Annotated in this window: 25 protein-coding genes; 10 read left to right on the forward strand and 15 right to left on the reverse strand. The window is 47.1% G+C overall.

The genetic code is table 11. The features are described from left to right. Positions 1 to 250: 250 nt before the first annotated feature. The 8 genes from queF to C234_RS0108985 form a co-directional block, all read right to left on the reverse strand. Complete coding sequence (gene queF, locus C234_RS0108950; RefSeq protein ID WP_027325484.1) at positions 251 to 706, reverse strand: preQ(1) synthase; 456 nt, start codon at positions 704 to 706, stop codon at positions 251 to 253. Between the two features lie 3 nt (positions 707 to 709). Further along, positions 710 to 1366 carry a 7-cyano-7-deazaguanine synthase QueC gene (queC, locus tag C234_RS0108955; protein WP_027325485.1) on the reverse strand — a complete coding sequence of 219 codons (657 nt, stop codon included), beginning with the start codon at positions 1364 to 1366 and terminating at the stop codon, positions 710 to 712. A gap of 1 nt (position 1367) precedes the next feature. After that, the gene (locus C234_RS0108960; RefSeq protein ID WP_027325486.1) at positions 1368 to 2048 is read right to left on the reverse strand and encodes a queuosine precursor transporter; all 681 of its coding nucleotides are present in this window, start codon (positions 2046 to 2048) and stop codon (positions 1368 to 1370) included. A 118-nt stretch (positions 2049 to 2166) separates the two neighbouring features. Continuing rightward, positions 2167 to 2454 carry a winged helix-turn-helix domain-containing protein gene (locus C234_RS0108965; protein WP_021644428.1) on the reverse strand — a complete coding sequence of 96 codons (288 nt, stop codon included), beginning with the start codon at positions 2452 to 2454 and terminating at the stop codon, positions 2167 to 2169. Continuing rightward, positions 2439 to 3026, reverse strand: coding sequence for a hypothetical protein (locus C234_RS0108970; protein WP_027325487.1), 588 nt, complete (start codon positions 3024 to 3026; stop codon positions 2439 to 2441). Before C234_RS0108970 ends, C234_RS0108965 begins: the two co-directional genes overlap by 16 nt. A gap of 59 nt (positions 3027 to 3085) precedes the next feature. Then, positions 3086 to 5266: an outer membrane beta-barrel family protein gene (locus tag C234_RS0108975; RefSeq protein WP_051290218.1), complete on the reverse strand. Its 2181-nt coding sequence runs from the start codon at positions 5264 to 5266 to the stop codon at positions 3086 to 3088. A gap of 5 nt (positions 5267 to 5271) precedes the next feature. Next, the gene (locus C234_RS0108980; protein WP_027325489.1) at positions 5272 to 5646 is read right to left on the reverse strand and encodes a DUF2141 domain-containing protein; all 375 of its coding nucleotides are present in this window, start codon (positions 5644 to 5646) and stop codon (positions 5272 to 5274) included. A gap of 258 nt (positions 5647 to 5904) precedes the next feature. Continuing rightward, entirely contained in the window at positions 5905 to 6408 is a 504-nt protein-coding gene (locus tag C234_RS0108985; protein ID WP_027325490.1) for an RNA polymerase sigma factor, read from the reverse strand. Between the two features lie 221 nt (positions 6409 to 6629). Here C234_RS0108985 and C234_RS0108990 point away from each other — a divergent pair, with 221 nt between their 5' ends. Next, positions 6630 to 6809 carry a hypothetical protein gene (locus tag C234_RS0108990; RefSeq protein ID WP_027325491.1) on the forward strand — a complete coding sequence of 60 codons (180 nt, stop codon included), beginning with the start codon at positions 6630 to 6632 and terminating at the stop codon, positions 6807 to 6809. Between the two features lie 241 nt (positions 6810 to 7050). On the opposite strand, the gene C234_RS0109000 is transcribed toward C234_RS0108990, so the two are convergent. Next, on the reverse strand, positions 7051 to 8454 hold the full coding sequence (locus tag C234_RS0109000; RefSeq protein WP_027325492.1) for an OmpP1/FadL family transporter: 1404 nt from the start codon (positions 8452 to 8454) through the stop codon (positions 7051 to 7053). Between the two features lie 223 nt (positions 8455 to 8677). Between C234_RS0109000 and C234_RS0109005 the strand changes: the two genes are divergently transcribed. Next, a complete protein-coding gene (locus C234_RS0109005; protein WP_027325493.1) occupies positions 8678 to 9679 on the forward strand; it encodes a 2-hydroxyacid dehydrogenase in 1002 nt (333 codons plus the stop codon). Between the two features lie 34 nt (positions 9680 to 9713). Next, positions 9714 to 10358, forward strand: coding sequence for a pyridoxamine 5'-phosphate oxidase (gene pdxH, locus C234_RS0109010; RefSeq protein ID WP_027325494.1), 645 nt, complete (start codon positions 9714 to 9716; stop codon positions 10356 to 10358). A gap of 169 nt (positions 10359 to 10527) precedes the next feature. On the opposite strand, the gene C234_RS17480 is transcribed toward pdxH, so the two are convergent. Next, positions 10528 to 10680, reverse strand: a complete 153-nt coding sequence (locus C234_RS17480) for a hypothetical protein (RefSeq protein ID WP_154656405.1) — start codon at positions 10678 to 10680, stop codon at positions 10528 to 10530. Between the two features lie 75 nt (positions 10681 to 10755). On the opposite strand from C234_RS17480, the gene C234_RS0109015 reads away from it, so the two are divergent. The 3 genes from C234_RS0109015 to C234_RS0109025 are packed head-to-tail and all read left to right on the forward strand — an operon-like array spanning position 10756 to position 12910. Further along, positions 10756 to 11487 (forward strand): MBL fold metallo-hydrolase, encoded by a 732-nt coding sequence (locus C234_RS0109015; RefSeq protein WP_027325495.1) that lies wholly within the window; start codon positions 10756 to 10758, stop codon positions 11485 to 11487. A 14-nt stretch (positions 11488 to 11501) separates the two neighbouring features. Then, positions 11502 to 12521: a DUF4468 domain-containing protein gene (locus C234_RS0109020; protein WP_027325496.1), complete on the forward strand. Its 1020-nt coding sequence runs from the start codon at positions 11502 to 11504 to the stop codon at positions 12519 to 12521. A 14-nt stretch (positions 12522 to 12535) separates the two neighbouring features. Beyond that, the gene (locus C234_RS0109025; protein ID WP_027325497.1) at positions 12536 to 12910 is read left to right on the forward strand and encodes a VOC family protein; all 375 of its coding nucleotides are present in this window, start codon (positions 12536 to 12538) and stop codon (positions 12908 to 12910) included. A gap of 170 nt (positions 12911 to 13080) precedes the next feature. Here C234_RS0109025 and C234_RS0109030 read toward each other — a convergent pair whose 3' ends face one another. Then, on the reverse strand, positions 13081 to 13266 hold the full coding sequence (locus C234_RS0109030) for a hypothetical protein (protein ID WP_027325498.1): 186 nt from the start codon (positions 13264 to 13266) through the stop codon (positions 13081 to 13083). Between the two features lie 86 nt (positions 13267 to 13352). Between C234_RS0109030 and C234_RS0109035 the strand changes: the two genes are divergently transcribed. Further along, entirely contained in the window at positions 13353 to 14084 is a 732-nt protein-coding gene (locus C234_RS0109035; protein WP_027325499.1) for a class I SAM-dependent methyltransferase, read from the forward strand. Positions 14085 to 14443: 359 nt separating this feature from the next. On the opposite strand, the gene C234_RS0109040 is transcribed toward C234_RS0109035, so the two are convergent. Both C234_RS0109040 and C234_RS0109045 read right to left on the reverse strand, forming a co-directional pair. After that, complete coding sequence (locus tag C234_RS0109040; RefSeq protein ID WP_021644380.1) at positions 14444 to 15049, reverse strand: OmpH/Skp family outer membrane protein; 606 nt, start codon at positions 15047 to 15049, stop codon at positions 14444 to 14446. 30 nt (positions 15050 to 15079) lie between these two features. Beyond that, positions 15080 to 15313 (reverse strand): hypothetical protein, encoded by a 234-nt coding sequence (locus C234_RS0109045; protein ID WP_021644379.1) that lies wholly within the window; start codon positions 15311 to 15313, stop codon positions 15080 to 15082. A gap of 132 nt (positions 15314 to 15445) precedes the next feature. Between C234_RS0109045 and C234_RS0109050 the strand changes: the two genes are divergently transcribed. The 3 genes from C234_RS0109050 (at position 15446) to C234_RS0109060 (ending at position 20358) form a co-directional block, all read left to right on the forward strand. Then, positions 15446 to 16906: an aminoacyl-histidine dipeptidase gene (locus C234_RS0109050; protein WP_027325500.1), complete on the forward strand. Its 1461-nt coding sequence runs from the start codon at positions 15446 to 15448 to the stop codon at positions 16904 to 16906. Positions 16907 to 17041: 135 nt separating this feature from the next. Next, entirely contained in the window at positions 17042 to 18076 is a 1035-nt protein-coding gene (locus C234_RS16205) for an endonuclease/exonuclease/phosphatase family protein (protein WP_051290219.1), read from the forward strand. A 464-nt stretch (positions 18077 to 18540) separates the two neighbouring features. Continuing rightward, complete coding sequence (locus tag C234_RS0109060; protein WP_027325501.1) at positions 18541 to 20358, forward strand: alpha-L-fucosidase; 1818 nt, start codon at positions 18541 to 18543, stop codon at positions 20356 to 20358. A 344-nt stretch (positions 20359 to 20702) separates the two neighbouring features. On the opposite strand, the gene C234_RS0109065 is transcribed toward C234_RS0109060, so the two are convergent. After that, positions 20703 to 22550 (reverse strand): SusD/RagB family nutrient-binding outer membrane lipoprotein, encoded by a 1848-nt coding sequence (locus C234_RS0109065; protein ID WP_034538285.1) that lies wholly within the window; start codon positions 22548 to 22550, stop codon positions 20703 to 20705. 12 nt (positions 22551 to 22562) lie between these two features. Then, on the reverse strand, positions 22563 to 26009 hold the full coding sequence (locus tag C234_RS16210) for a SusC/RagA family TonB-linked outer membrane protein (RefSeq protein ID WP_081688143.1): 3447 nt from the start codon (positions 26007 to 26009) through the stop codon (positions 22563 to 22565). Positions 26010 to 26134 lie beyond the last annotated feature (125 nt).

The following is a 26134-nucleotide window of genomic DNA, read 5'->3' on the forward strand; positions in this document are numbered from 1 at the left end:
TGACTGCCTGCTCCGGATAAAACAAAACCTTGAAGCATGCAAAACAGCGGTTTCGTTTGAGCGAAAGAGAGGCTCTGTTCAGGCAAAACAAAAGCTCTGTTCAGGCAAAAGAAAGCCTTTGCTCAAGGAAAGCAGAAGCTCCGTTCAAGCAGCCCCAAGAATCTCTTCCGCAGTAAGTTCGAAGCCGGAACGGGCAACAGGGCTTTGCTTCAGGCAAGATAAAACTTCATTCGCTGCACGAACTGCCGCGTCACTCCCGATTCATCAACCGTTGCTCCGCCATCTGCTCGTATTTCGTTTCCGGCCTGCCGTAGTTGGCATACGGATAAATGGAAATTCCGCCGCGTGGCGTAAACAGCCCGGTCACTTCGATATATTTGGGATTCATCAGCTTTATCAAATCTTTCATGATGATATTCACGCAGTCTTCATGAAAAGCTCCATGATTGCGGAAGCTGAACAGATAAAGCTTCAGGCTTTTGCTTTCCACCATCTTCACATCGGGAATGTAACTGATGCGAATCTCCGCAAAATCGGGCTGTCCCGTAATGGGACACAAGCTGGTGAATTCGGGGCAATTGAATCTTACCCAATAATCATTGCCGGGATGTTTGTTGTCAAAAGCTTCCAACACTTCGGGAGCGTAGTCTTGCTTATACTCGGTGCTTCTGCCCAACAGGGACAATTGTTCTTTTAGTTCGCTCATAACTTATAATGATTGTTTCAGATACTTCTCCAAACCTTCGCGGCGGAGCTTGCAAGCCGGGCATTCACCGCATCCGTCGCCCTGAATGCCGTTGTAACAAGTCAGCGTTTCGCGGCGTATCAAGTCCATCACGCCCAGCTCATCCGCCAAAGCCCACGTCTCCGTCTTGTCTATCCACATCAGCGGGGTGTGAATCACGAAGTGTTCATCCATCGCCAAGTCCAGCGTCACGTTCAACGACTTGATAAACGCGTCGCGGCAATCGGGATAACCGCTGAAATCGGTCTGCGAAACACCCGTCACCAACTGACGGATGCCACGTTCGCACGCATACACCGCAGCAATGCTCAGGAAGAAGAGGTTGCGCCCCGGCACGAAAGTGTTGGGAACACTGCCCTCCGGCTTCTCCTTATCCATCTCCATCGCAGCATCGGTCAGCGAGTTGCGTCCCAGAGTGCCGATGAAAGACACATCCATCACATCGAACGGCACGTTTGCTCTCGCCGCAATACCCTGTGCCAGCTCCACTTCTTTCTGATGTTTCTGTCCGTAAAGGAAACTCAACGCACGAACCTCCTTGAAATGTTTCTTTGCCCAAAACAGACATGTGGTCGAATCCTGCCCTCCGCTGAACACAACCAACGCAGCTTCCTTATTCACGTCAGATTTCCTTTATCTTTAATACATTGTAAGAGATATCCGTGTCGTAAACATCGGTTCCGTCGATTCTTTTTATGGCTTTTACCACCCGTATCGTAACAGGCAGAATGAGAACCTCGTACATGGATTTCAGCACCACCTGAAGTCCCATGATGACAAGCAGCTCCTTCCAGGCGATGATACCTGCGAAAGCTATCGGAAAGAAGATGATCGAGTCGGCGGTCTCGCCCACTACCGTAGACCAAATGGCTCGTGCCGAGAAGTTTTTCCCTCCGCTCGCCACTTTCATCTTGCTCATGACATAAGCATTAAGGAAAGAACCTACCAGAAAGGCCAGCATGCTGGCGGCAAGAATGCGGGGAGCCATGCCGAACACGAAATCGAAATGCTCCTCACCTTCCCAGAAAGGCGCGGCGGGTAAAGCAACGGCTATCAATCCGAGCGCAACAACGAAGAAATTCATGGCAAATCCGCTCCAGATGATAAGGCGAGCCTTTTTGAACCCCCAGACTTCGGCAATGCAGTCGTTGATGATATAAGAAACGGGGAAGACCAATAATCCGGCGGTCACCGTCAGTCCGCCCACTTGAATGACTTTTGTTTCGAGAAGATTGGCTGCAATGAGGCATACATTGAAAAGAATGCCCAGCAACATGAAGGGTACAGATACTTTTTCTTTCATAATTCCTGTTTTTTACGTGGTGTTCTAGAATACACGGCCGCTATTCACGGCATCGCATGTCTTTAATTTTCGGGGTGCAAAGATAGAGAAAAAAACAAAAAGACAACACATCTTCCTGTTATAATCCGCTAAAATAACTTTTCAGGGCATCGACATACTCCTCCATCGCTTTTCTCCCGTCGGAAGTCAGCCGGCAGAGGGTACGGGGTCTCTTGCCGACAAAACTTTTTTCGACTTCGATATATCCCGCCTCGCTTAGTTTATCCAGCTGAATGCTCAGGTTTCCTGCCGTCGACTGCGTCTTTTCTTTCAGATAAACGAAGTCGGCCTCTTCCACCGATAGGAGAATAGACATGATGCCCAGCCGGAGCTGCGAATGTAATAATGGATTCAGTTCTTTGAGCATCGTTTCATGTGGTTATTCATTATATGTCCGGGAATAATCATCATCACCACAAAGATAGCGGCAAACATCAGCAATTTATCATACCCATGAATAAATAAAGAGATGAAAGAGAGCAACAGACCGATCGCCCCGCCTATGATATGCACCTTATACTTCGCAATCAAGCCGGTGAGTGTCACCCCCATCGACATCAACAACGGCATGAGGAAAAGAACGTCTATCCGCACCACAAAAGCGAGAGAAGAGAGGCAGAAACTGACGATGCCGAACAAAGCCCACATCTGCGTTGTAATGCGGTCGATATAATTCCTCGTTCCTTTCTTTCCATGCTTACGTTCGAAGAAAATCGTCAGCGGAAGGGCGGTTAAAGGCAAAGCAAACCAAAGGAAATTCACCTGCCACATGCCTGTATATAGCCACAAAGACCATACTGCCAGCGATATAACGACGGTAGCATATCCCCAAATCAGCAAGGGATAGGCCGCATGACGCGCCGTATTCTCCTGCGTCTCCCGAATCATCCGGGCGATAAGTTCCAAACTTTCTTTTTCGGAAATCTTCTTGTCTTCCATAATCCATCAATTTTGTTTCAAAAATAATATAGTCTGTTTAATAAATCAAGCGTAACCGTTTATTTCCCGTCCAGCCGTTTCCTTTCTTCCGAAGATTGCTTTTCCACACTCACTTTCTTTATTTTCTTTCCCCGGTTGAAGTTCCACGAGAAGCTCAACTTAAACACCCTCCCCGCAGAAGCCGACGAATAATGGGCTACGGATGTGTAGGCCGGCAAATGACTGGTATAAGCATTGCTCCTGTCGAATACATTATCCACACCCAAAGTTGCCGTCAAACGTCCGTCATTCCACTTTTTACGCAACCGGAGATGAAGAGCATGAAACGGAGCGACCTCGCTGTTGCCGGAATACAACCGGCTCGCCCCGCTGCATTCCGCTTCGAGCGAGTAATCCGAAGGCAAAAAGAAGACAACGCTCGCATTGCCGAAAAACAGGAAATGGCCGGAATAACCGTTTTCTTTATACATACGGATGTCTTGCCGCACACCCACCGCATTGGCAGACAGATTGAACCACGTAACCGGTTGCCAGGGAACATTGACGGCCACAAACCAATGGTTCTCACGATAGTGGTTTTCATAGCTGATGTACGACATGTCGGTATTCGCAGCATCCTCTTTGCCGAACTCGCGAATCAAGTCGCGGTGCAGGTTGCCGCCGACAGTGAGCGTATACCTGTAATTATACACCAGCGTGGCGCTGAGTTTATGTATGTAAGTCGGGCGCAAAGCCGGGTTGCCCACTTGGTAAGTATAGTCCGAAGTCTGAATGCGATTGGGGTTCAGCGCAAAGAAAGACGGACGTTCGATATATCTTCCGTATTGTCCGACAATCATCCATTTATGAATTTCGTCGAAATAATAGCTTGCGTCGACATGAGGAAACCAGTCCCGGAGTTCCTTCGTCCGATGGTTTGTACGGTCGGATATACGCGCATATTCACCCCTCATCCCGATACGGATACTGCCTTTCTTTCCTTCTGTGGAATAAACGGCATACATGGCTCCGATACGTTCGTCGTAATCCAGCTCATGCCCGTAAGCGGCATTATCACGCCAGCTTCCGTCAACGTTCAAACCTTCGTATTTCGAACAGTCTTCCATATCCGTACCGGTATATCTCAATCCTATTCGGAAGAAAGACTTTTTCCGCAGTTGCTTTTTCCAGGAGAAATCGGCAGTGGCAATCCGGTATGTGGCCAAAGAACGCGACCGATAGACCGTGTCGCTGTGCAGCCCTCTCGCCCGATGCTCCAGATGATAACGGTTGTTTCCGTCCAGATCTTTTAAAGTATAGTCCGCCGCCAGCTTCCATACGGAACCTTTCGCATCCAACTTGCGTATATAGTTTGCGGCAACCGAATACATATTGTAACTTTCCTCCTGACGGTACGCTCCACGGCTTTCTATCTCCGCCCGGCCGGTCGACAAAAAAGAAAAGCTTTGCGAATGCCACAGGTACGAACGGCGGGTATACTCCAGTTCCGCTCCAAACTGCCTCAACGTATCTATCGTATAAACAGCTCCTGCGCGGGAAGTGCCGTAATTCACAGGCTGCTTCATCTGCGTCGTGGCGGTGAAATCTTTTCCTGAGACAGCGTATTGCCGAACAGTTTGCAGGTTTCCCCGATTCTCCGGCATCCACATCCCCGAAGCCGTAGCATACACATCCCATTTCCCGCTATGAAAATTTAAACTCCCGTCAGGACGGTATCGTTGAAGGGAAGAAGCCCAGAAAGACGTCAGCGACAGACTGCCCTGCATCCCTCGATCCGTGCGGCGGCGCATAATGAAATGGATGGTTCCTCCTTGCATATTGGCCTCTTTGTCGGCGCCCGCCATCGGAACGACTTCGATACGGAGAATATCCTCCGACTTCAACGTATGCAGATAAGCCGTCAACATTTCTCCGGTCAGCCGTATCTCCCGGTTGTTTACGAATACTTTCGTTCCGGAAGAGCCGTTGATGGAGATGCGTTCATCGGATATCCAAACGCCCGGCGCCTGACGGAGAAGCTCCACCCCGTCCTTGTTTATGGACGAAGGAACGGAAAGAACATACCGGTCGGCCTTTCTCTTCACCGAACTGCTTTGTACAACCACTTCCTGCAACGCGTAGACCACAGAATCAATCGGCAAGCTATCGCGCACGGAAAGAGGACGACCGCCTTCTTGCTGCCCTCTGCCGAAACAGAGAGCAGGCAAGCCGATCCATAAGGCAAGCATTATCCGTTTCATACACCTTATTTATATATAGGGTAGTACAACTCGACTTTCACGGTAGCCGGCTTGTCGGACTCTTTCTTACATTTCTCGCGCACATACCCCTCCAACGGTCTGCCCTGTTCATCCTTGTCCAAATCCATATTTTCATTCTCGTCGTGAAAAAGCGACAGAGTGAATTTCTCCCAAGGCACATCCTTCAGGACGACTATCGCAGTTCTTTCGGCGGCTTTTACCATGGCATATACCGGTTTCGACGTTTCATCCTTTTGAGCCATCACGAGGATACTGCCCTTCGCGTTGCGAATACCGCGTACTTCTACCGTTACATCCTGAGCACAAACACCCATTCGGCAGCAAACAACTCCCAAAACAATAAGCAACAAACGTTTCATCTCGATTTCTCCTTATTCGTTAGTGAATAAAATTAATTAGTTTATTTTATAAACCATATATGGATTAAAAAAAACAAGGAGCTGCGCATCTCACTTGTTCGAAAGCAAAGATAAATAGGTTTATTTTATAAACCAAATGTTTTAGAAGAAAAATCAAAAAAAAGAATCCTTCCCATCCTTTTCAAGTATGAAAGGATAAGAAGGATAACTACTCAAAACTTCAAATGTAGTATCTTTGGAAAAATCTCTCTTGCAGAATCAGGAAAAATCTTTCAGTTCTTCCTTCAAGCGCTTGCGGATAAAGAACAGGCGGCTCTTCACCGTCCCCATCGGAAGGTTCAGCTTTTCGGCAATTTCTCTGTATTTAAATCCGGCAACGAACATCTGGAAAGGAACTTTCATCTCTTCGGGAATGGAATGAATCACCTTATATAAATGTTTCATGTCATAAGCCGTTTCGAAACGGTCGCTGTCTTCGTCTTCTATCAGGCTTTGCTGATGGATGGAATAATTATCGTCGATAATATTCATCTCACGCACCGCACGGCGGTAATTGTTGATAAAAATATTCCGCATGATAGTATACATCCATCCTTTCAGGTTTTTGGCATGAGTGAATTTCTCTCTGTTATCCAACGCCTGCAACACGCAATCCTGCACCAGATCGTTTGCAGAGTCGCGGTTTGAAGTTAATTTATATGCAAAACGACGTAAATCCTGCTCCATCGCCAATATTCCTTGAGTAAATTCCATCTTCTCCATGTCGTAGTCAATTAATCTAATTAGTACGATGCAAAGATCTTCTTTTTTAGACTTATTATAAATAGCAATTCTTCCATGAAGTTTGGCAATTTTTCCTTTCATAAAGAAAAAGAGGGCATAGCAGGAAGAAAAACGATGAAATAGCCGAAAACGACGGTTGAAAGATTGCAAACAAAAACGGCGACCACTGAAAAAAACACGGACAGTCGGTGGAAAGGAACATGAAAGTTCGCTCAGAAAGACACGAGCTACCGACGAAAGAAACACGGACGCTGCTGAAAAAAGTATGGACAGCCGATGGAAAGGAACATGAAAGTCCGCTCAGAAAGACACGAGATGCCAACGAAGGAGACACGGACGTTGCTGAAAAAAGTATGGACAGCCGGTGGAAAGGAACATGAAAGCCCGCTCAGAAAAGCATAGAAAGGATCGAAAAAAACACGGTCGGCCTCTGAAAAAAAGCCCGCGGGCTTTGAAAAAAAGGCGGCGGGCTTTGAAAAAAAGGCGGCGGGCTTTGAAAAAAAGGCGGCGGGCTTTGAAATCAAACACGGCGGGCTTTTTTTAAAAGGCGGCGGGCTTTTGAAATCAACCATTCCGATAGCCGAATCAAGTGCAAGAAAAGGCAAGGATGAACGTATGCTATCAGAATTTATAATCGATTCCGATACCGAACACTTTATTGGTACGATCGAACACATCTTTACCGGGAACTTTAGTCCCGTTATAACTGGCCGTTTCTTTGGTGTACGTATCGTATTTCGTCCAGAAGTAAGCGACATTCAATTTCATGTTTCTCATTAAATTGAAGCCCGCCCCTACTCCATACGAATACGAGCTTACGGCAAAACTCATATCGCTCTGATAGCTGTCTTCCACACCGTATTTGGTGCGCTGCATGCCGCCGCTCACTTGCGCCCACTTGCACACATCCCATTCGATGCCGGCAAGATATTCGTTCGTACCGTTCTTTATAAAATGCTGTTTGCCCATTTTCTCTCCGGTAGCCAAATTCACCGCATCGGCCATGCGGGCATGAGTATCGAAGAAATGGTGATAACCTACGGAAGCACGCAATACCGGCAGAATTTCATACGAAACTCCTACAGTCAGCAAGCTCGGAATATCGTGAGGTGTGTTTACACCGTCTTTAAACAAACCGGTGTCGTCTCTGGACGTTTTATTCTCTACATTCAAATGCGTATTGAATTCGTATTTCACACCCACATTCCATTTGCCCATTTTAAAGTCCAAACCTAAAATCGGAGTAACACCCCATCCGTTCTGGTCGCAGTCGAGTTCTTTGTCGGCGGTGTTTTCCGCATGGTCTTTATATTGATCGCCAAGTTTGCTGAAGAAGTCATGCGCGGAAATCATATCTCCTTTCGGATTCAGTAGAGGATGTTGCGGATTGAAACGTATGTTCCGCAGATAGCCTACATAACTGTTGTTCACATAGTTCATGCGTACCCCCGCAAAAGCCGAAAGATAATCGGCAATCTTATAGGTGGCTCCCATTTGGAGACCGAAGATCATCTGCTTTCCGCGAATATAGCTGTCCAAAGAATATTGATTGGCAGGGATTCCCGCTTTCGAAACCAACAAAGGCAGTATTGCCACTTGCGATTCGAACGAACCGAGCCCCTGATTGAAAGTAGCTTTGCCACCGCCGCCCGTAAGAGCGAAGCTTCCGGAAAACGTCCAGTCGCCTTTTTTATAGGCAACAAAAAGTGAAGGGATGAACGGAGCGGAAGCCTCGCCTTTGAACTCTTTTGCAGCATTACCGCCGAAACCGGCAAAGGGTGCGAAGGTAGAAGTGATGGTGCGGGTCTGAAAAGCGCTCTGCCCGTTGAACGAAAGATGAAAGCCTTCGTCGATAAAAGCAAGCCCGGCGGGGTTGGAGTAAACGGCGTCGATTTGTGTGGAAGCATCGCGCGCCAACATTCTCAAGAATAAGATATGTTGGTTTGTATTTGTCAGGAGACCTCCTGCAAAAGTTGGAATTGAAACGAATAACATTGCAATACCAAACAAGGATAATTTTCTCATTTAAATCTTTTTTTAGTTATTTCGGGCGCAAAGGTACAACAATATTGCACATAAAAAAGATTTATGTGCATCTTTCTTCTTTATGAGAGGCATTTTTCACCGATTCCGCATAGTTACCAATGAAACGATAGATAAGAAATACTCCGTTAATCAAGCATAAATAGATAAACAAATAGATTCATCCGTATGTTAATTACATAATCAAAATAAAAAGACAAATTTTATGGCATACACAATTGCGTTTTTCGGCACCAAGCCCTACGATGAAGTTTCATTCAACAGCAAAAACAAGGAGTTCGGATTCGAGCTTCGCTACTATAAAGGACACCTGAATAAAAACAACGTTTTGCTTACACAAGGAGTAGATGCGGTTTGTATCTTCGTGAACGATATTGCCGACGCGGAAGTTATCCGGACGATGGCCGCCAACGGAGTAAAACTGCTGGCCTTGCGATGCGCCGGTTTCAATAATGTAGACTTGAACGCGGCCGCCGCAGCCGGAATAACCGTAGTACGCGTTCCCGCATACTCGCCTTATGCCGTGGCGGAGTACACGGTAGCGCTCATGCTTTCGCTCAACCGGAAGATTCCACGGGCATCATGGCGCACCAAAGACGGGAACTTCTCGCTGCACGGACTGATGGGATTCGACATGCGGGGCAAAACTGTGGGAATTATCGGCACGGGGAAAATAGCCAAAATACTTATCCATATCTTAAAAGGATTCGGGATGAATATACTGGCATACGATCTTTACCCCAATCATAACTTCGCCCGTGAGCAACAAATCGTATATACTTCGCTCGACGAACTGTATCATCATTCGGATATCATTTCGCTCCACTGCCCGTTGACGGAGCAAACCAAATACCTCATCAACGACTATTCCATAAGCAAGATGAAGGACGGAGTGATGATTATCAATACCGGGCGCGGGCAACTCATCCATACCAACGCGCTGATCGAAGGACTGAAGAACAAGAAGATCGGTTCTGCCGGACTCGACGTGTACGAGGAAGAAGGAGAGTATTTCTACGAAGACAAATCGGACCGTATCATCGACGATGACGTATTGGCGCGCCTGCTTTCATTCAACAATGTAATCGTAACATCGCATCAGGCGTTCTTCACGCAGGAAGCGATGGAGAATATCGCCACAACCACGTTGCAAAACGTAAAGGATTTCATGAACGGCAGGCCGCTGCCTAACGAAGTAAGAAAGTAAGTCTGCCATTTATTCCATAAAATTTCACCAAGATATGAATATCAATCTGGCCGATATCCGGCAAGAATACAGCAAAAGCGGATTACGGGAAAGCGATCTTCCCGACGATCCGCTTCTGCTTTTCGACAATTGGCTGCAAACAGCCATCGACGGGGATGTAAACGAACCGACTGCCGTTCTGGTGGGAACCGTATCGCCTGAAGGAACGCCTTCGACACGCACCGTGCTCCTCAAAGGATTGCATGACGGACGGTTTATTTTTTTCAGCAACTACGAAAGCCGCAAGGGAAAACATTTGGCGGCCAACCCGCACATATCGCTTTCTTTCGTGTGGCACGAACTCGAAAGGCAGGTACACGTGGAGGGGATTGCCACGAAAGTGCCCGCCGAAGAATCGGATGAATACTTCGGGAAACGCCCTTACAAGAGCCGAATCGGAGCGAGAATATCTCCTCAAAGCCGGCCGATTCGCAGTCGCATGCAACTGATACGCGCGTTTGTGAAAGAAGCGGCGCGATGGATAGGAAGAGACGTAGAACGCCCCCAACATTGGGGAGGTTATGCCGTAACACCCTCGCGAATCGAATTTTGGCAGGGGCACCCGAATCGTTTGCACGACCGCTTTCTATACACCTTGCAGCCTGACGGAAAATGGGGAATCGTTCGTCTGGCTCCGTGACTCGGCCGTTTATCCGCTTCACTGTCACGCCTATACTTCTAAGGAAGCGCTTTTCATCCTATCAATCCGCTTCCTTTTTCAGCTCATCCTCGAGCCTATACCTTTAACGAGGCGCTCTACATCCGATCAGTCCGCTTCGGTTTTTCAGCTCATCATCACGCCTATACCTCTAACGAGATGCTCTACACCCTATCAGTCCGCTTCGGTTTTTCAACTCATCATCGAGCCTATACTTCAAGGAGGCGGGCGGGCGTCCGCCTCCGGTTTGCTTTCTTCCGTTTGCCCTGATACCGTAACGGAACAAAGCAAATAACACTCCCACGCCATGATTTCTGCTTTTTTGCTTGGTCACCCCAATCAGAATATGTAATATTGCAAACCTAACAACTATCAGCCTATGAGACTCCATTATATATATCATAGCGGGTTTGCCGTTGAAGCGGAGGGCGTAACCGTCATCATCGATTACTACAAAGACTCTTCGGAAACCGAACGCAACCGGGGCATCGTGCACGATTATCTCTTGCGAAGGCCCGGTAGAATCTATGTGTTGTCCACTCACTTCCATCCCGACCATTTCAACCGCGAGGTGCTGGAATGGAAAAAACTTCATCCGGACATCCGCTATATATTCTCCAAAGACATCTTAAAACAGCGGCGCGCGGCGAAAGAAGAAGCGACTTACATCAAAAAAGGAGAAACATACGAAGACGAATGCCTGCGGGTCGACGCATTCGGATCGACAGACGCAGGAAGTTCTTTCCTCATCCATCTGCAAGGCCTGAGCATTTTCCATGCGGGCGACCTGAACAACTGGCACTGGAGCGAGGATTCTACGGAAGAAGAAATACGCAAGGCGGACGGAGACTTCCTTGCGGAACTGAAAGATCTGAAAGAAAAAGCTCCGGAAACAGATGTGGCATTATTTCCGGTAGACCGAAGAATGGGGAAAGATTACATGAAAGGCGCCAAACAATTCATCGAACAAATAAAAACAACTATATTTGTACCCATACACTTCGGAGAAGACTACGAAGGCGGAAACGCATTCCACCGCTTTGCCGAAGAAGCCGGCATCCGCTTCATTGCGATCGGCGGCCGGGGCGAAAGCTTTGAAATTACCCAATAAACACAATTATAAGTATGAATAAGTTATCGATTCTATTTCTCGCATTGTTTCTTGTCTGCCTGCCGGCGACAATGAAAGCGGACTCTTCGGAAAAACAGCAAAACGACAACAAATACTTGGCGGGGGCGGTTCCCGAAGTAGACGGCAAAGTCGTTTTCTCCAAAGAATTTCAGGTTGCAGGCATGAGCCGGGAAGAAATCTACGACCGCGCTTTGCAATGGATGACGGTCCGCCTGAAAGAAAACAAGAACATAGACAGCCGCGTAGTTTATCCGGACCGGGAGAAAGGGATCATCGCAGGTGTAGGAGAAGAATGGATTGTGTTCAGCTCCACCGCCCTGTCGTTAGACCGGACGCAAATCAATTATCAGGTAACCGTGCAGACGGATGCGGAGAAATGCGTGGTGAACCTGGAAAAAATCCGGTTCACCTACCGCGAAAAAGAGAAGTATAAAGCGGAGGAATGGATAACCGACCGCTACGCGCTGAACAAGACTAAAACGAAATTGGTGCGCGGGCTGGCGAAATGGCGCAAGAAGACCGTAGACTTTGCCGACAACATGTTCGCCGGTTTAGCCGCTGCATTGGGAACAACGGAAACTTCCGCTGTGGCCCATCCCGTCGCCATCAGCTCGCAGACAGATGCTACCAAAGCTGCCCGGACAACGGCGCCGGAATATCAGGAAGCCGACCTGAAGCAGATACCGGGTGAAATATACGCCCTGATGGGAAGCGGAACGTTGGTGATCAGCATCGGCGACGACGAGTTCAACATGACAAACATGACGGCCAATGCCGGCGGAGCTTTAGGGTATCTTTCGGGCAAAGCAGTTGCTTACTGCACACTCTCGCCCGATCAACCTTTCGACGCGGTGGAAAAAGCGGAAAAATACGTATTAAAACTGTATGCCCCGAGCGAAAAGACTCCTTCGGCATTGATTCATTGCAAGAAGTTGCCCGCGCAAAACGCCCCGCAAGAGGGTCGGCCCCGTACATACGTCGGAGAGATCGTAAAACTCATCATAAGAAAATAAAACAAATTTCTGACATGGACATAAAAGGTAAATTCGATCACTTCAACATCAACGTAACCGATTTGGAAAAGAGCATCCGGTTTTACAGAGATGCGCTCGGCCTTCGGGATCATCGTCGCAAGGAAGCATCCGACGGCTCTTTCGTTCTGGTGTACCTGACGGATAGCGCAAGCAGCTTTCTGCTGGAGCTTACTTGGCTCAAGGACCATCCCCAACCATACGAACTGGGCGAGAACGAAAGCCATTTGTGTTTTCGCGTGACAGGCGACTACGAAGCCGTACGCCGGTATCATAAAGAAATGGGATGCGTATGTTTCGAGAACACTGCCATGGGGTTGTACTTCATTCACGACCCCGACGATTATTGGATTGAGATTCTTCCGGCTTAGTTTTTTGGCTGCAAAACGCAGTCAAAGAGCCGGCAAAAGGATATAACCGGACGCGGGTTTACGCCGATCGGCGCAGGAATACAATCATCCCTCCTGCCCGATTTCGTGTAAATCCGCGTCTCTTTTCAGACAGGACCCATATGGGGCAGTGCAGCAGTATCTTCCAAACCTTATTTTTTATGACGGCTCGCCCGCTTCTTCCGGATATCAGCTTTCATTTTAGCCGCCCCCGACCCGTGAAGACCGCGGATATAAGTCGCTTTCTTCGCCTTTGTCTTTACCTTCCCCTCTTCCTTAGGCTTGTCTTTTTTGCCTTTAAAGACGATACCGCCCATGATTGCCTCTTCTATACTCATATATTTATTCACTTTTTCAGGGGCAAAGATACTCTTTTTCCGCGAAATCTCTATCTTTGCCGTACGTAACAAGAAACAACCGCCCGATGGAAACAACAATTTTACCCGCAGAAAAAGACCCGATGGGAGCAGCAATCCATGAATTCTTCAATCGCCGCAAGGCCGACAGGCTACGGGTGTTTTCCTCTCAGTTCGATGAAGACGAAATTCCCGTCAGGCAACTGTTCCGGAGTTTTTCATCCATGCCGGCGATAGAGCGGACAGCCTTGCAACTGGCGCAAGGACGTATTCTGGACGTAGGCGCCGGAAGCGGTTGCCATGCGCTCGCACTTCAGGAAATGGGCAAAGACGTGTGCGCCATCGACGTGTCGCCCCTTTCGGTCGAAGTGATGAAACAGCGGGGAGTGAACGACGCGCGCCTCATCAACCTTTTCGACGAGACTTTCCGGGAATCTTTCGATACGGTACTCATGCTGATGAACGGCTCGGGCATCATCGGCAAACTGAGCAACATGCCCGCTTTCTTTCAAAGGATGAAGCAGATACTTCGCCCCGAAGGATCCATTTACATGGACTCCAGCGACCTGAGATACCTTTTTGAAGAAGAAGACGGAAGCATTCTCATCGATCTTGCAGGCGACTATTACGGGGAAATAGACTTCCGGATGAAATACAAGGACATCGAAGGCGATTCGTTCGACTGGCTGTATGTGGATTTCGAAACACTGGGCCTCTACGCCTCCGAATGCGGATTCAAAACCGAACTGATAAAACAAGGAAAACACTACGACTACCTGGCAAAATTGAGTATTGGTTGAATCGCTCTTGCAAAGTTGGCGGAAAACAGTATTCTGAAAAAGATTGCCGCCTGCAACTTTGATTGGCAAATAAAATCAAAAAGAAACAGTTCCGCCCAATTAATAAAGATCGGAATGCCTGTATATCCACCCAAGCCTTTACCGAGCCGGTAAAAGATAACTTTACTTCTCCCCTTTCCCCCGAAAAAACGTTCGTTAAAACCTCCTGCATTTAATTAGGCAGTTTGACAGATTGCGTCGGTAAACGGTGCTACCGGAAGTATTAAAACGATAGTGTCCACCAAACTGTCCCTAAAAAGGAAGTTTAGCAGACACTTATTAACTAAAAATCGCATTTAAAAAGAGCCGTATGCTCTCTTTTATTTTTTGGCGGGCGAAGAGTATCTTGCGTTCAACCCGTCCACAATTTCCTGGGTAATATTAAAAGTGCTGTCGGCATAGAGCAAATTGTCGAAACCGGTATTACTGAAAATCAGGCTGTATCCGCGAGTCTTGTTGTATTCTTTCAGAAATGCGTTGATAGAATCACGGAACTGCAAGCTGTTCTTATTGTTTTCTTCCATCAAGCCCGTCTGAAGTTTATTGCTCAGTTCTTGCAAATCCTGCTCCATTTTAGCCAAACGGTTGTATTCCTGCTGGGCACTTTCCTGCGAAAGGAAAGCGTTGTTCTCATATTTCTTCTGAAACTCCTGTTTTGCCTGCGCCAACGCGTTCGCTTTTTGGTTCAGCGTCAGACGAACGTTTTCGCTCTTCTTGACCATGGCTTCATTCAAATCGATGCAGAAATTGTATTTTGCCAGCAAACTATCCACTTCTACATAAGCAATCTTCATTCCCGAAAGACCGGCAGTAGCCTGAGCCGGTGAATCTGAAGTCTGATTGTCTGTTTTACCGGCGCATTGTGAAAATAAAACGATAAACGCAAGAGCAGCCAAACCGTTCATGAGGTAGTTCATTCTATTCATAACTGTGTAAAATATTGTTTTTTAAATTAATTAGTTCATACTATCGTTTAAGGTCTTTTCCAACTCATCAATAGAAAAGCGCCGTTTGGCCCGGGCTTCGCGATCTTGCGACTGCGCACAACCGACTCCCCGCTTACGCAAAGCCTTGTTGCCGCTCACATGCCCGTTGGGGAACTTTCCGTTCTTCGTAAAAAAGACTTTCACTCCCAGCAAAAGCAGAGAAATAGCAACTATTAACAAAGTTATCAGTACAGTCTCAAGCATTTCTATTAATTTTGTGAATGCAAAGATAGACTTTAAAGATAAATCAGTTCAGATAAGTCAATCAAATTAACCATATTTAGCAATAGGGAAAAGCTGAAAAGCTTCCCGCGGCTATAGATAAAAGAAAACTGTATGGAAAAAAAAGAATTAAAGCCGGCCGGCATATTCAAGTACTTTGAAGAGATTTGCCAAGTGCCGCGTCCTTCGAAGAAGGAAGAGAAAATGATCGCCTACCTGAAGGCGTTCGGAGTAAAACACAACCTTGAAACCAAGGTGGACGAAGCGGGCAATGTGCTGATTAAAAAGCCTGCCACTCCGGGAAAAGAGCATTTGCAAACAGTCATTATGCAATCGCATGTCGACATGGTATGCGAAAAGAACAATAATGTGGAACACGACTTCCTGACCGATCCCATCGAAACGGAGATAGACGGAGAATGGCTGAAAGCCAAAGGAACGACGCTGGGTGCCGACAACGGTATCGGCGTGGCTACGGAGCTGGCCATTCTGGCAGACGACAGCATCGAGCATGGCCCGTTGGAATGCTTGTTTACGGTAGACGAAGAAACCGGACTGACCGGCGCCTTCGCTCTGAAAGAAGGTTTCCTGAGCGGCGATATCCTGTTGAATCTGGACTCGGAAGATGAAGGTGAACTCTTCATCGGTTGCGCAGGGGGCATCGACTCCGTAGCGGAATTCACTTATAAGGAAGTGGAGGTTCCCGCCGGATACTTCTTCTTCAAGGTGGAAGTGAAAGGTCTCAAAGGCGGGCACTCCGGCGGAGACATTCATTTGGGAAGAGGAAACGCTAACAAGATACTGAACCGCTTTCTGACGCGTGTAAGCGAAAAACATGATTTCTACCTTTGCGAAATCAACGGAGGAAACCTGCGAAACGCCATCCCGCGCGAAGCATACGCCATCTGTGCCGTTCCGGAAGACGCCAAGCACGACGTACGTACGGAACTGAATATTTTCACGAGCGAAGTGGAAAACGAACTGGCGGTGACGGAACCCGACTTGAAACTGTTGTTGGAATCGGAGGCTCCCCGCCAAACAGCTATCGACCAAGACACTACCGCCCGCTTGCTGAAAGCTCTTTATGCGGTACATCACGGTGTATACGCCATGAGTCAGGACATTCCGGGACTGGTGGAAACTTCTACCAATCTGGCTTCGGTCAAGATGAAGCCCGACCACACGATCCGCATCGAAACGAGCCAACGCAGCTCTATTCTCTCGGCACGCGACGATATGGCGAATACCGTACGCGCCACTTTCCGGCTGGCGGGAGCCAAAGTAACTTTCGGCGACGGATATCCGGGATGGAAACCCAATCCGCACTCGGCCATTCTTCAGGTGGCAGCCGAATCGTACAAACGCCTGTTCGGAGAGGAAGCGAAAGTAAAAGCCATCCATGCCGGACTGGAATGCGGACTGTTCCTCGACAAATATCCTACGCTGGACATGGTTTCTTTCGGCCCGACAATGACCGGAGTGCACTCTCCCGATGAGCGGTTGCACATTCCGTCGGTAGAGAAATTCTGGAAACATTTATTGGATATCTTGGCCAATGTTCCTGCCGTGAAATAAGCAGAGGACAATCATCAAAAGAAAGAAAGAGTGTCCGGAAAGTCCTTTAACACAAGATTTACCCTTGCTACGGGTATCCGCCACAGGGTAAATTCGTTAAAAGCAGACTTTCCGGGCGCTCTTTTTTTCTTTTTTATCGCATGCTGTTGTCTTCCTCTGCCGCTGCAAGGACAAACCCAAATTCCCTTTCGGGTAATGAGTTGGAATGTGGAGAATCTTTTCGACACCCGCCACGACACGCTGAAGAGCGACCGTGAGTTTCTGCCCGACGCGCTTCGGAGATGGCACTACGGAAGATATAGGAAAAAGCTGACTGACGTAGCCCGTACGATAACAGCTGTCGGGCAATGGAATCCGCCGGCATTGGTTGCCCTCTGCGAAGTGGAGAACGACACGGTATTGCGCGACCTGACCCGGCGCTCTCCGCTAAGGAAGTCGGGGTATCGTTACGTGATGACGCAATCGCCCGACGCACGAGGCATTGATGTAGCCCTGCTCTATCAGCGAGACAGATTCAAACTGCTTGCTTCACGCTCCATCACCGTACCGCCTTCCAAAGGCTATCAGCCGACAAGAGACATATTGCATGTTTCCGGTTTGCTATTGACGAACGACACGTTGGATTTACTTATCGCACACTTTCCGTCCCGTTCGGGAGGAGTCAAAGAGTCCGAACCTTACCGGCTTCAGGTTGCCCGGAGATTGCGAAAAGAAGCCGACAGCATTCTGCGCGCACGCCAACATCCCCAACTCATAATCATGGGAGACTTCAACGACTACCCTACCGACAAGTCGATTCGAACGATATTAGATGCCCAAGCCCCTCCGCTTGGAACGGATAACGCATCCGGCACTCTTCCCTCCCCACTCAAGTTGTATCACCTGCTGGCACGTAAAGCAAAATCGCGGGACTTCGGTTCTTACAAACATCAAGGGAAGTGGGGATTGCTCGACCACATCATCGTGTCGGGAAGGCTCCTCAACTCCTCTGCCGATTTCCACACAAGCGAGGAGGAAGCGGATGTTGCCCGTCTTCCTTTTCTGCTGATAAAAGACGAGAAGTACGGCGGGAAAGAACCCTACCGCACCTACAAAGGGGTGAAATATCAGGGTGGAATCAGCGACCATCTTCCTGTTTTTGCCGACTTCGAACTTATTCTTCGGGATTGATTCGCAATCAATCTATCGAATTCATTTGAGCCTTAACCCGTCTTCGAGCTAATGTATTGGCGGTTACTGTTGCATGCATGTGGAAAGGACGAAAGAGAAACATACCTCTCAAAAAGCCCTGAAAAAACCAGAAATGACGCGTAAGGAAATTCTAACATGAGACGAACAGAACCTCTAAATGAAGCAAACGGAACCTCTAAATGACACAAACAGAAGCTCTAAATGAAGCAAACGGAAGTTCTAAATGAAGCAAACAGAACCTCTAAATGACACAAACAGAAGCTCTAAATGAAGCAAACGGAAGTTCTAAATGAAGCAAACGGAAGCTCTAAATGACACAAATGGAACTTCTAAATGAGACGAACGGAAGCTCTAAAAGGAAAAATCAAACAAACCTTTCGCTTCTCAATATAATAAAAGTTTTTATCTTTGCTACGTCAGTAAAACCAAATAAAAATAGAATCATGAAAAAACTACTTCTCTCTCTCTTTCTGTTAAGCGCTGTATCATGGAGCGCACAAGCCCAGAAGAAAGAAAATTATTTCGTAAAACACGTAGAGTTTCCGGCAGGAGCCACGCTTCAACAAAAAGTAGACATGGCCGCGCGCCTTGTCCCCACCTCTCAGCAGCTTGCCTGGCAACGTCTGGAACTAACGGCTTTCCTGCACTTCGGCATCAACACTTTTACCGGACGTGAGTGGGGAAACGGGAAAGAAAATCCTGTTCTTTTCAATCCTTCCGAACTGGATGCGGAACAATGGGTGCGCAGTCTGAAAGAATCGGGCTTTAAAATGGTAATTCTTACAGCGAAGCATCACGATGGTTTCTGCCTTTGGCCCACCGCAACGACTCGCCACTCCGTAGCTTCATCGCCTTGGCGTGACGGTAAGGGGGACGTTGTGAAAGAACTTCGTGCGGCTTGCGATAAATATGGAATGAAGTTCGGGGTCTACCTTTCGCCGTGGGACCGGAACGCGGAATGTTACGGCGACTCCCCCCGATACAACGAATTCTTCATCCGTCAGTTGACCGAGTTGCTTACCAATTACGGCGAAGTGCACGAGGTTTGGTTCGACGGAGCCAACGGTGAAGGACCGAACGGCAAGAAGCAGGTCTATGATTGGGACGCTTTTTACAGAACCATCCAGCGTTTGCAACCGAAAGCCGTAATGGCGATCATGGGCGATGATGTACGCTGGGTAGGCAATGAAAGAGGACTGGGACGTGAGACGGAATGGAGCGCCACAGTACTGGCTCCCGGTGTGTATGCCCGTTCGGAAGAAAGCAACAAACGATTGGGCGTTTTCAGTCAGGCGAAAGATCTTGGAAGCCGCGCTATGCTTGAAAAAGCCACCGAGTTGTTCTGGTATCCTTCGGAGGTCGACGTGTCCATTCGTCCGGGATGGTTCTACCATGCCGAAGAAGACAGTAAGGTGAAGTCGCTAAAGCAGCTGAACGATATTTATTTTCAGTCGGTGGGCTACAACTCTGTGCTTTTGCTGAATATACCGCCCGACCGTCGCGGATTGATTCATGAGACGGATGTGTGCCGATTGAAGGAATTTGCCGCTTACCGGAACAAGGTGTTTGCCGACAATCGGGTGAAGAAAGGCAACCGCTATTGGAATGCCGCGCCCGGCAGTGAAGCGGTTTACTCATTAAAAGCAGGATCAAAAATCAATGTAGTGATGCTTCAGGAGGATATTGCCAAAGGACAGCGTGTGGAAGCCTTTACGGTAGAAGCTTTGACTGAAGACGGATGGAAAGAAGTCGGTAGAGGTACGACGATAGGCTACAAGCGTCTGCTTCGTTTTCCGGAAGTAACGGCAACTAAACTGCGTGTGAAAATACCGGAATGCCGTTTGACTGCACACATCGAGCAAGTAGGGGCTTTCTATGCCGCACCGTTGGAAGAGGCGGCTAAACGTGAAGAGTGGAACAACTTACCGCGTGCGGAATGGAAAAAGATTACCGACTCGCCATTGACAATCGACTTGGGAAAGATTGTAACTCTCGCCGCTTTTACATACGCTCCTTCGAATGCGGAGGCAAAACCGACGATGGCTTTCCGGTATAAATTCTATGTGAGCGTGGATGGAAGCAGTTGGACGGAAGTTCCTACGAGCGGAGAGTTTAGCAATATTATGCATAATCCGCTTCCGCAAACAGTTGCTTTCGGCAAGAATGTAAAGGCGCGTTTCATCCGTTTGCAAGCCACTTCGCCCGATGCTATGCCTGCCAAGGTAGAGATGAATGAAGTAGGAGTGACATTGGCGCGGTAGGTAAAGGCGATACAACGAACAAAGTATGTGTGGCGAGAGTTGAAAAACAGAGAAAACTACGAAAGTTACCGAGAAGTCTCTGCTTTTTATCCATACGAAGAATGGAGATTCTCACCATGTTACTTTTGATAAGAAAAGCTTATATTTGAAATTATACTTTCCCTGTCAGCAATGAAAAGAACCATATCATTACTCAAAAACAGAGTTTGATATGGTTCTTTTATAGTTATTTAGTTACAATCTGCGACTTTCGAGACCGGACATGTTAGTTTTGCCACACTCCCGATCTGCAAAACATCTTCGTTATTACAGCTAAGTTTTTCTCAACAATTCTTTTCGTCCTTTTACGGCTTATCCCACCAGATACGACCTTCGGTATTCTTCATGTCCGTTCCGAAATTGGCGTCCGCTTTCAAGGCTTCGACGGCAGCATTATAATTATCCATGTTTTCGGAGTTCGGAGCATTGACAGTGCCGCGGCGAGGAATAAGCAATTCTTTGTCAGCCGTGGTCAGAATCTCAAAGAAAGCTACTCCGTTCTCGGGTTCCGGCTGCTTTTTAAATGCAGGAAGTCCGGTACGCTTCCATGTAGCCCATGCTTCTTCGGGCCGCATAAACAGATTGATCCATTGCTGAGTTACGATCTTTTCCAGAGAGACTTCCTGAAACTCCTGACGAGCCAGATAAGCCGTAATTTTTTCTTCTGTTATCGGATTATAGTTATCGCTGTTTTTATTCATCGCAGAAGGCACCATCATCTTCTCCGCCCAAGCCTGATATTGCTCCAGTGAGGCACGAATACCTTCCTTAAACCATGCGGCGGCATCTTTTCCTCCCATCGCTTTTTTCTCTTTGAAAGCGATCTCCGCCATCATGAAACAAGTTTCCGGATACGTAATGAGCGGGGTAAACAAACTGATTTGTTCCTGAGACACATCATAGATATTGTCCTCTTTATCACGGGCAGTAATCTGAGTTCCGACCTTTCCTCCGTTTTTCACGTAATAACGGCTTTCAATCTGACAATTATGCCGAATCTCCATATTTTTATCCACACCCTCATTATCTACATAAGGTATAGTAATATAGGCAGACTTAGACCATGCGCTACTTGCACTGTCGGGATTGGCGGACATACCCACGTACCGTCCTGTCCATTGGGCGAACTTCGTTTCATAATCGGGGTAATATTTTTGCAAATCTTCTACCAGCTCATCATTCTTTTTATTATTATTTCCTTTGCCGAACCCATTGCGGCGAACCAGTAAAGGCAAGCGCGGATCTTCATACGCTTTCAAGAAATTGACCAATGTGCGAGACGCACAATATTGATTAGTCAGTATATGCGTATCATCCGTGTTATCGTTGTATTCATTAGGATGATTGTAGATACACGACTCACCATTGGTTGAAATAATCCCCCCTTTATCGGACAAAACCTCGGCGACTACGGATTTATAGAACGCATTGTCGGCTTTTTCCAATCGCTGCGCCATTTTTATGCGCAATGTATTGGCGAATTTTATCCATTTTGCGACATCTCCCGTATAGAAGTAATCATTGTTTTCCAGTTTATATTGCGTATCATCCGATGCCTGCAACACTGCAATATTGTCCTTGACCTTCTTATCAAAAACCTTATAAAGAGGTTCGTTGTTCAAATCTTTCTGATAAAGATCATAGCGAGGCGTACGGATTCCTTCCGAAGTCAGTTTAAATGCTTCGGTATAGGGAGCGGCGCCACAAACATCGAACATCAACCAGGCTTCATAAGTTTCGAGAATATTCGCAATGGCAGCTACATCTTTGTATTTTTCGGGTTCACCGGAATGAGGTATCACCGAATTGACCAGATAGCGTAGTTTAAGACCGATTTTTTCGAAATAGTCTCCATAGTAAGGAGTATAAATGGAAGGACGTTCCGATTTGGACGAATTCACATATATCCCTTCGCTCGGTCCTCCGGAAGACACAATATACTGCATAATCTGCATCACCCCGCTATACTTCGCCATAAGATGCGCGCGGGTACTATTGTTAAAGTTCTCAGTCGCCCCCGTGAAAACATTGCGAGGGTCGGTCATACCCAACAGTTCAGGGTCGGTGTTCAACTCTTTATAGTCATCCAAACACCCCGAGAGCAAAAGCAACGCACATGCTCCCAATATATATTTCTTTATTATCTTATTCATAATCATTGTTTTTTAGAATCTGACAGTTACATTAAGCGCATAAGTACGTGAGAAAGGAACAGCCCCTATGTCCATAGGCTTCAAAGGATTGTTATTTGAAATAGAAGCAGGATTCAAACCGTCATTCAATTTATTGAGAAGATACCCCACATTGCGCGCAGTCAATCCAACGCGTAAATAGTTTGCGCCAAACTTCCGGCAGATTTTCTCAGGCAAACGGTACCCCAAAGTAATCTCACGCAAGCAGAACCATGTATTATCCTGGATTCCCAAATCACCGGCCATTCCCCAACCATAGTTGCCTAAATACCACATACTGGTCATTACCGGACGAATCCCTTTATCCAAGGCTTCACGATAAGTCAATCCGCTCACGTCTATTTTCTTCGAAGGATCGCTCGCCAAAGGAGCATTTGTGCCTTCATCGAACACAGCATCCAAATTAATGGCATCGTAAACAGTCTCTCCCTTATAGTTCACGCGGGGCAATCCTCCGTGCTCTTTATCACGTCCTTCGAGAGAAGATTTCAGGTTTCCCAACGGAGAAAGGTATTTATACGTGTGCGAATAATAATTTCCGCCTACCCGACCGTCTATCAAAGCATAGAAGTCAAATCCCTTATATGAGAAAGAGGTATTGAAACTCAGCAGGAAGTCCGGCTCTACCTTTCCAAGAATTTTACGTTCTTTCATGCCTTTATCGTATTCCGTCACATATCCGTAAGCAGATACCTTGTTCGGATTACCGTATTCTCCCCAATAAGTGATCACAGGTTTCCCGTTTCTCGGATCATTGGGATCTTCCTCATTCTTAAAACGGTAAATCGGACTGGAATATGAGGAGTTTTGCAGTGAAGTAATCACTCCGAACTTACCACCTTCATAAGCCCAAATTTCGGGTCCGGCGTCATAACTTCCCAACAGTTGCCATTCCTTCACATTCTTGTGCAACTCCACAACCTTTCCGCGATTGAGCGTAAAGTTAGTCCCCAATGTCCAACGGAAGTGTCGTGTACGGATGGGAGTGCCTTCCAACTGTATTTCCACGCCTTGGTTCTGAATATTACCGGCATTAATGAGCTGCTTGTTCGCGCCCGATTCCAGTACCGCCCCCACAGTCATGATCTGATTTTTGGTATTCGTTTTATAGTAAGCGATATCAAAGTACAAACGTTCATCGAAGAAGCGTAAATCGGTACCTATTTCAATAGACTGCTGCACTTCCGGCTTCAAGTTGTCATTCCATGCCTGTCCTAAATTCGGATTAGCCATCAGCACATTGTTACGTTTCCAGTCGTACTGTGTGCTTTGCGAGAAAACTCCGAAACCCTTAGAAGTGGCATAAGCACTGGTTCCCATACCTACACGGGCAATAGAAGCGCGTAATTTACCGAATGAGAACCATTCGGGCATTTTAAACGCCTCGGTAAACACCCACGATAAGTTGGCCGACGGATAGAAAACAGAGAAGTTGTTCTGTCCCGTAACCATATATGAGGGGTAAGTCAATGAAGAAAGCCAATCATTACGTCCGGTAAGCTCCAAATAAAGTTGTTCTTTCCAACCGAAATTCAAAATAGCGGATAGACCGAAAGTCTGGTTGTTGCGCGGCGTATAGTCAAACTCCGGCGTTATTCTGTTCTTAGAGTTCGAGAAGGCAAACACCCCCGGAGATACCAATCCGCCATTCGTCGATTTCTTCCACGAATGAGCCTCTGTATTACCATAAAGTTCGGCAGCCAAAATAGCATCCAATGTAAATTCTTCTTTCGCTATTTTAATCTTATTGCCTGTCGATTGCAACATACCTAAAAAGTTGTATGAACCGGAATTACTTCCGCCGCGCGCATATTTCCCGGTTCCGCTGGGACCATAGTTGGGTCCTGTGCCATATTCTTTTTGTTCGGTAGATATGCCGTAATAATTGTAGTTACCTTTCAAGCTTGCATTGAGCCATGGAAGTATCTTCGCCTTCAAGGTCAAATTGGCAAGCAATGAGTTTTCCGAACGCGCGTTCAGGTTCATATCCCTGCGGTGCAAATATCCCCTCAGCTTTCCCCACGGTGAAGCTGTCTCCACAGCATGCGTCTCGGGATCGCGGTACATACTTTCATACAAGTCTATATCCATGTTTCGAGGTAAGTAATAGGCAGTTATCATACCCAAATTCTCATCCCAGTTCCAACCACCTTGATTAGCTCCGTTTTGTGCACGAGAGAACGCATAGTTTACCCCTACCTCTACGGAGAAAACTCTATTCAGGTCTGTTATTCCTTTAAAGGCAATAGAATGACGTTTAAATTTATTGCGTTTAAACACTCCGTTATTATCTGTGTACGAGTAAGAAAACCGAAAAGAAGACTTCTCACCGCCTCCATTTATCGATACGTTAGTAGTACTGTTCAATCCTGTTTTATATAAGCTTTTCCAATTATCAGGATGCGGTGAAAACGGAGTTTTTTCACCATGAGGCATATATTGATTGATCATGGAACCATCCATTTTGGGCCCCCAACTGGCAGCTGTCCGCTGCAATGCCCCATCTGCCAAAAAGCCACCTTCGTATCCGTTGTGAGGAGTACCTGCTCCATACACATTCTGCAAATCTATGGGCGACTTATAGATGTCGGTAGTTTCGAGAATTTGTGAGACCTCTACTCCAAGCCCCTGTTTGCCATATTTACCACCTTTCGATACAATCACGATAGCACCGTTTGCACCACGCGATCCATAAAGTGCGGTGGCCGCAGCACCTTTCAATACAGTCACGCTTTCGTAATCGGCCGGATTCAGATTTTTCAATTGCGAGCCCCAGTCGGTTCCGGCATCATAATCTGTTATAGGTTCTTGAATAATCATGCCGTCGACAACGAAAATGGGAGAGTTGTTTTTGTCGATCGACTTAGCCCCGCGAATCGTAATTGTAGAACTGGAGGTAACTCCCGAAGCTCCTCCCACATTAATGCTCAGGCCCGCTACTTTACCGGCAAGGGCATTGACCGGATTCACTGCGTTTACCCGCTCCATTTCTGCCGTAGACACTCTTGTCGTGGCATAACCTACAGAGCGCGCCTGCTTGGTGACACCCAATGCCGTGACCACTACTTCACCCAGCATCTGGCTGTCGTCTTTTAAAATTATATTCAGATTTTTACCTTGATACACCACCTCTGTGGTCTGATAGCCTACAAAAGAAACGACTAATACCGCTCCTTCTTTTACACCCGACAGAGAAAAGCCTCCGTCTACGCCTGTAATAGTTCCATTCGTGGTTCCCTTCACCAAAACAGATGCGCCGATAACGGCCTCACCCGAAGTGTCTTTTACAACACCTGTACATTTGCCTTGCTGCTGAACAACCGCTACATCCGTTACTTTCTCGACCGACGATGCATATGCAACGCTACTGAGAATAGAGAGCAGTAAAATTACCCCCCCCAATTTAAGTTTTGTTAACATAGTGATATTATTTAAGTTGGTTCTCTATAAAAATATCGGCTCAACCTACTGACAAATAGATGAAGCTTATATTTTCATTAAAACAAAAAAGATTAACGGGACAAACATAGTTCTTTTTTGGAAAT

It is taken from the genome of Bacteroides pyogenes DSM 20611 = JCM 6294 (assembly GCF_000428105.1).
GTDB lineage: Bacteria > Bacteroidota > Bacteroidia > Bacteroidales > Bacteroidaceae > Bacteroides > Bacteroides pyogenes.

Bases quoted from the DNA above. Each gene is read 5' to 3' on its own strand.
- queF (WP_027325484.1), bottom strand. From the start codon at position 706: ATGAGCGAACTAAAAGAACAATTGTCCCTGTTGGGCAGAAGCACCGAG.
- C234_RS0108960 (WP_027325486.1), bottom strand. From the start codon at position 2,048: ATGAAAGAAAAAGTATCTGTACCCTTCATGTTGCTGGGCATTCTTTTC.
- C234_RS0108965 (WP_021644428.1), bottom strand. From the start codon at position 2,454: ATGCTCAAAGAACTGAATCCATTATTACATTCGCAGCTCCGGCTGGGC.
- C234_RS0108970 (WP_027325487.1), bottom strand. From the start codon at position 3,026: ATGGAAGACAAGAAGATTTCCGAAAAAGAAAGTTTGGAACTTATCGCC.
- C234_RS0108975 (WP_051290218.1), bottom strand. From the start codon at position 5,266: ATGAAACGGATAATGCTTGCCTTATGGATCGGCTTGCCTGCTCTCTGT.
- C234_RS0108980 (WP_027325489.1), bottom strand. From the start codon at position 5,646: ATGAAACGTTTGTTGCTTATTGTTTTGGGAGTTGTTTGCTGCCGAATG.
- C234_RS0108985 (WP_027325490.1), bottom strand. From the start codon at position 6,408: ATGGAGAAGATGGAATTTACTCAAGGAATATTGGCGATGGAGCAGGAT.
- C234_RS0108990 (WP_027325491.1), top strand. From the start codon at position 6,630: ATGAAAGTTCGCTCAGAAAGACACGAGCTACCGACGAAAGAAACACGG.
- C234_RS0109000 (WP_027325492.1), bottom strand. From the start codon at position 8,454: ATGAGAAAATTATCCTTGTTTGGTATTGCAATGTTATTCGTTTCAATT.
- C234_RS0109005 (WP_027325493.1), top strand. From the start codon at position 8,678: ATGGCATACACAATTGCGTTTTTCGGCACCAAGCCCTACGATGAAGTT.
- pdxH (WP_027325494.1), top strand. From the start codon at position 9,714: ATGAATATCAATCTGGCCGATATCCGGCAAGAATACAGCAAAAGCGGA.
- C234_RS0109015 (WP_027325495.1), top strand. From the start codon at position 10,756: ATGAGACTCCATTATATATATCATAGCGGGTTTGCCGTTGAAGCGGAG.
- C234_RS0109020 (WP_027325496.1), top strand. From the start codon at position 11,502: ATGAATAAGTTATCGATTCTATTTCTCGCATTGTTTCTTGTCTGCCTG.
- C234_RS0109025 (WP_027325497.1), top strand. From the start codon at position 12,536: ATGGACATAAAAGGTAAATTCGATCACTTCAACATCAACGTAACCGAT.
- C234_RS0109030 (WP_027325498.1), bottom strand. From the start codon at position 13,266: ATGAGTATAGAAGAGGCAATCATGGGCGGTATCGTCTTTAAAGGCAAA.
- C234_RS0109035 (WP_027325499.1), top strand. From the start codon at position 13,353: ATGGAAACAACAATTTTACCCGCAGAAAAAGACCCGATGGGAGCAGCA.
- C234_RS0109040 (WP_021644380.1), bottom strand. From the start codon at position 15,049: ATGAATAGAATGAACTACCTCATGAACGGTTTGGCTGCTCTTGCGTTT.
- C234_RS0109045 (WP_021644379.1), bottom strand. From the start codon at position 15,313: ATGCTTGAGACTGTACTGATAACTTTGTTAATAGTTGCTATTTCTCTG.
- C234_RS0109050 (WP_027325500.1), top strand. From the start codon at position 15,446: ATGGAAAAAAAAGAATTAAAGCCGGCCGGCATATTCAAGTACTTTGAA.
- C234_RS0109060 (WP_027325501.1), top strand. From the start codon at position 18,541: ATGAAAAAACTACTTCTCTCTCTCTTTCTGTTAAGCGCTGTATCATGG.
- C234_RS0109065 (WP_034538285.1), bottom strand. From the start codon at position 22,550: ATGAATAAGATAATAAAGAAATATATATTGGGAGCATGTGCGTTGCTT.
- C234_RS16210 (WP_081688143.1), bottom strand. From the start codon at position 26,009: ATGTTAACAAAACTTAAATTGGGGGGGGTAATTTTACTGCTCTCTATT.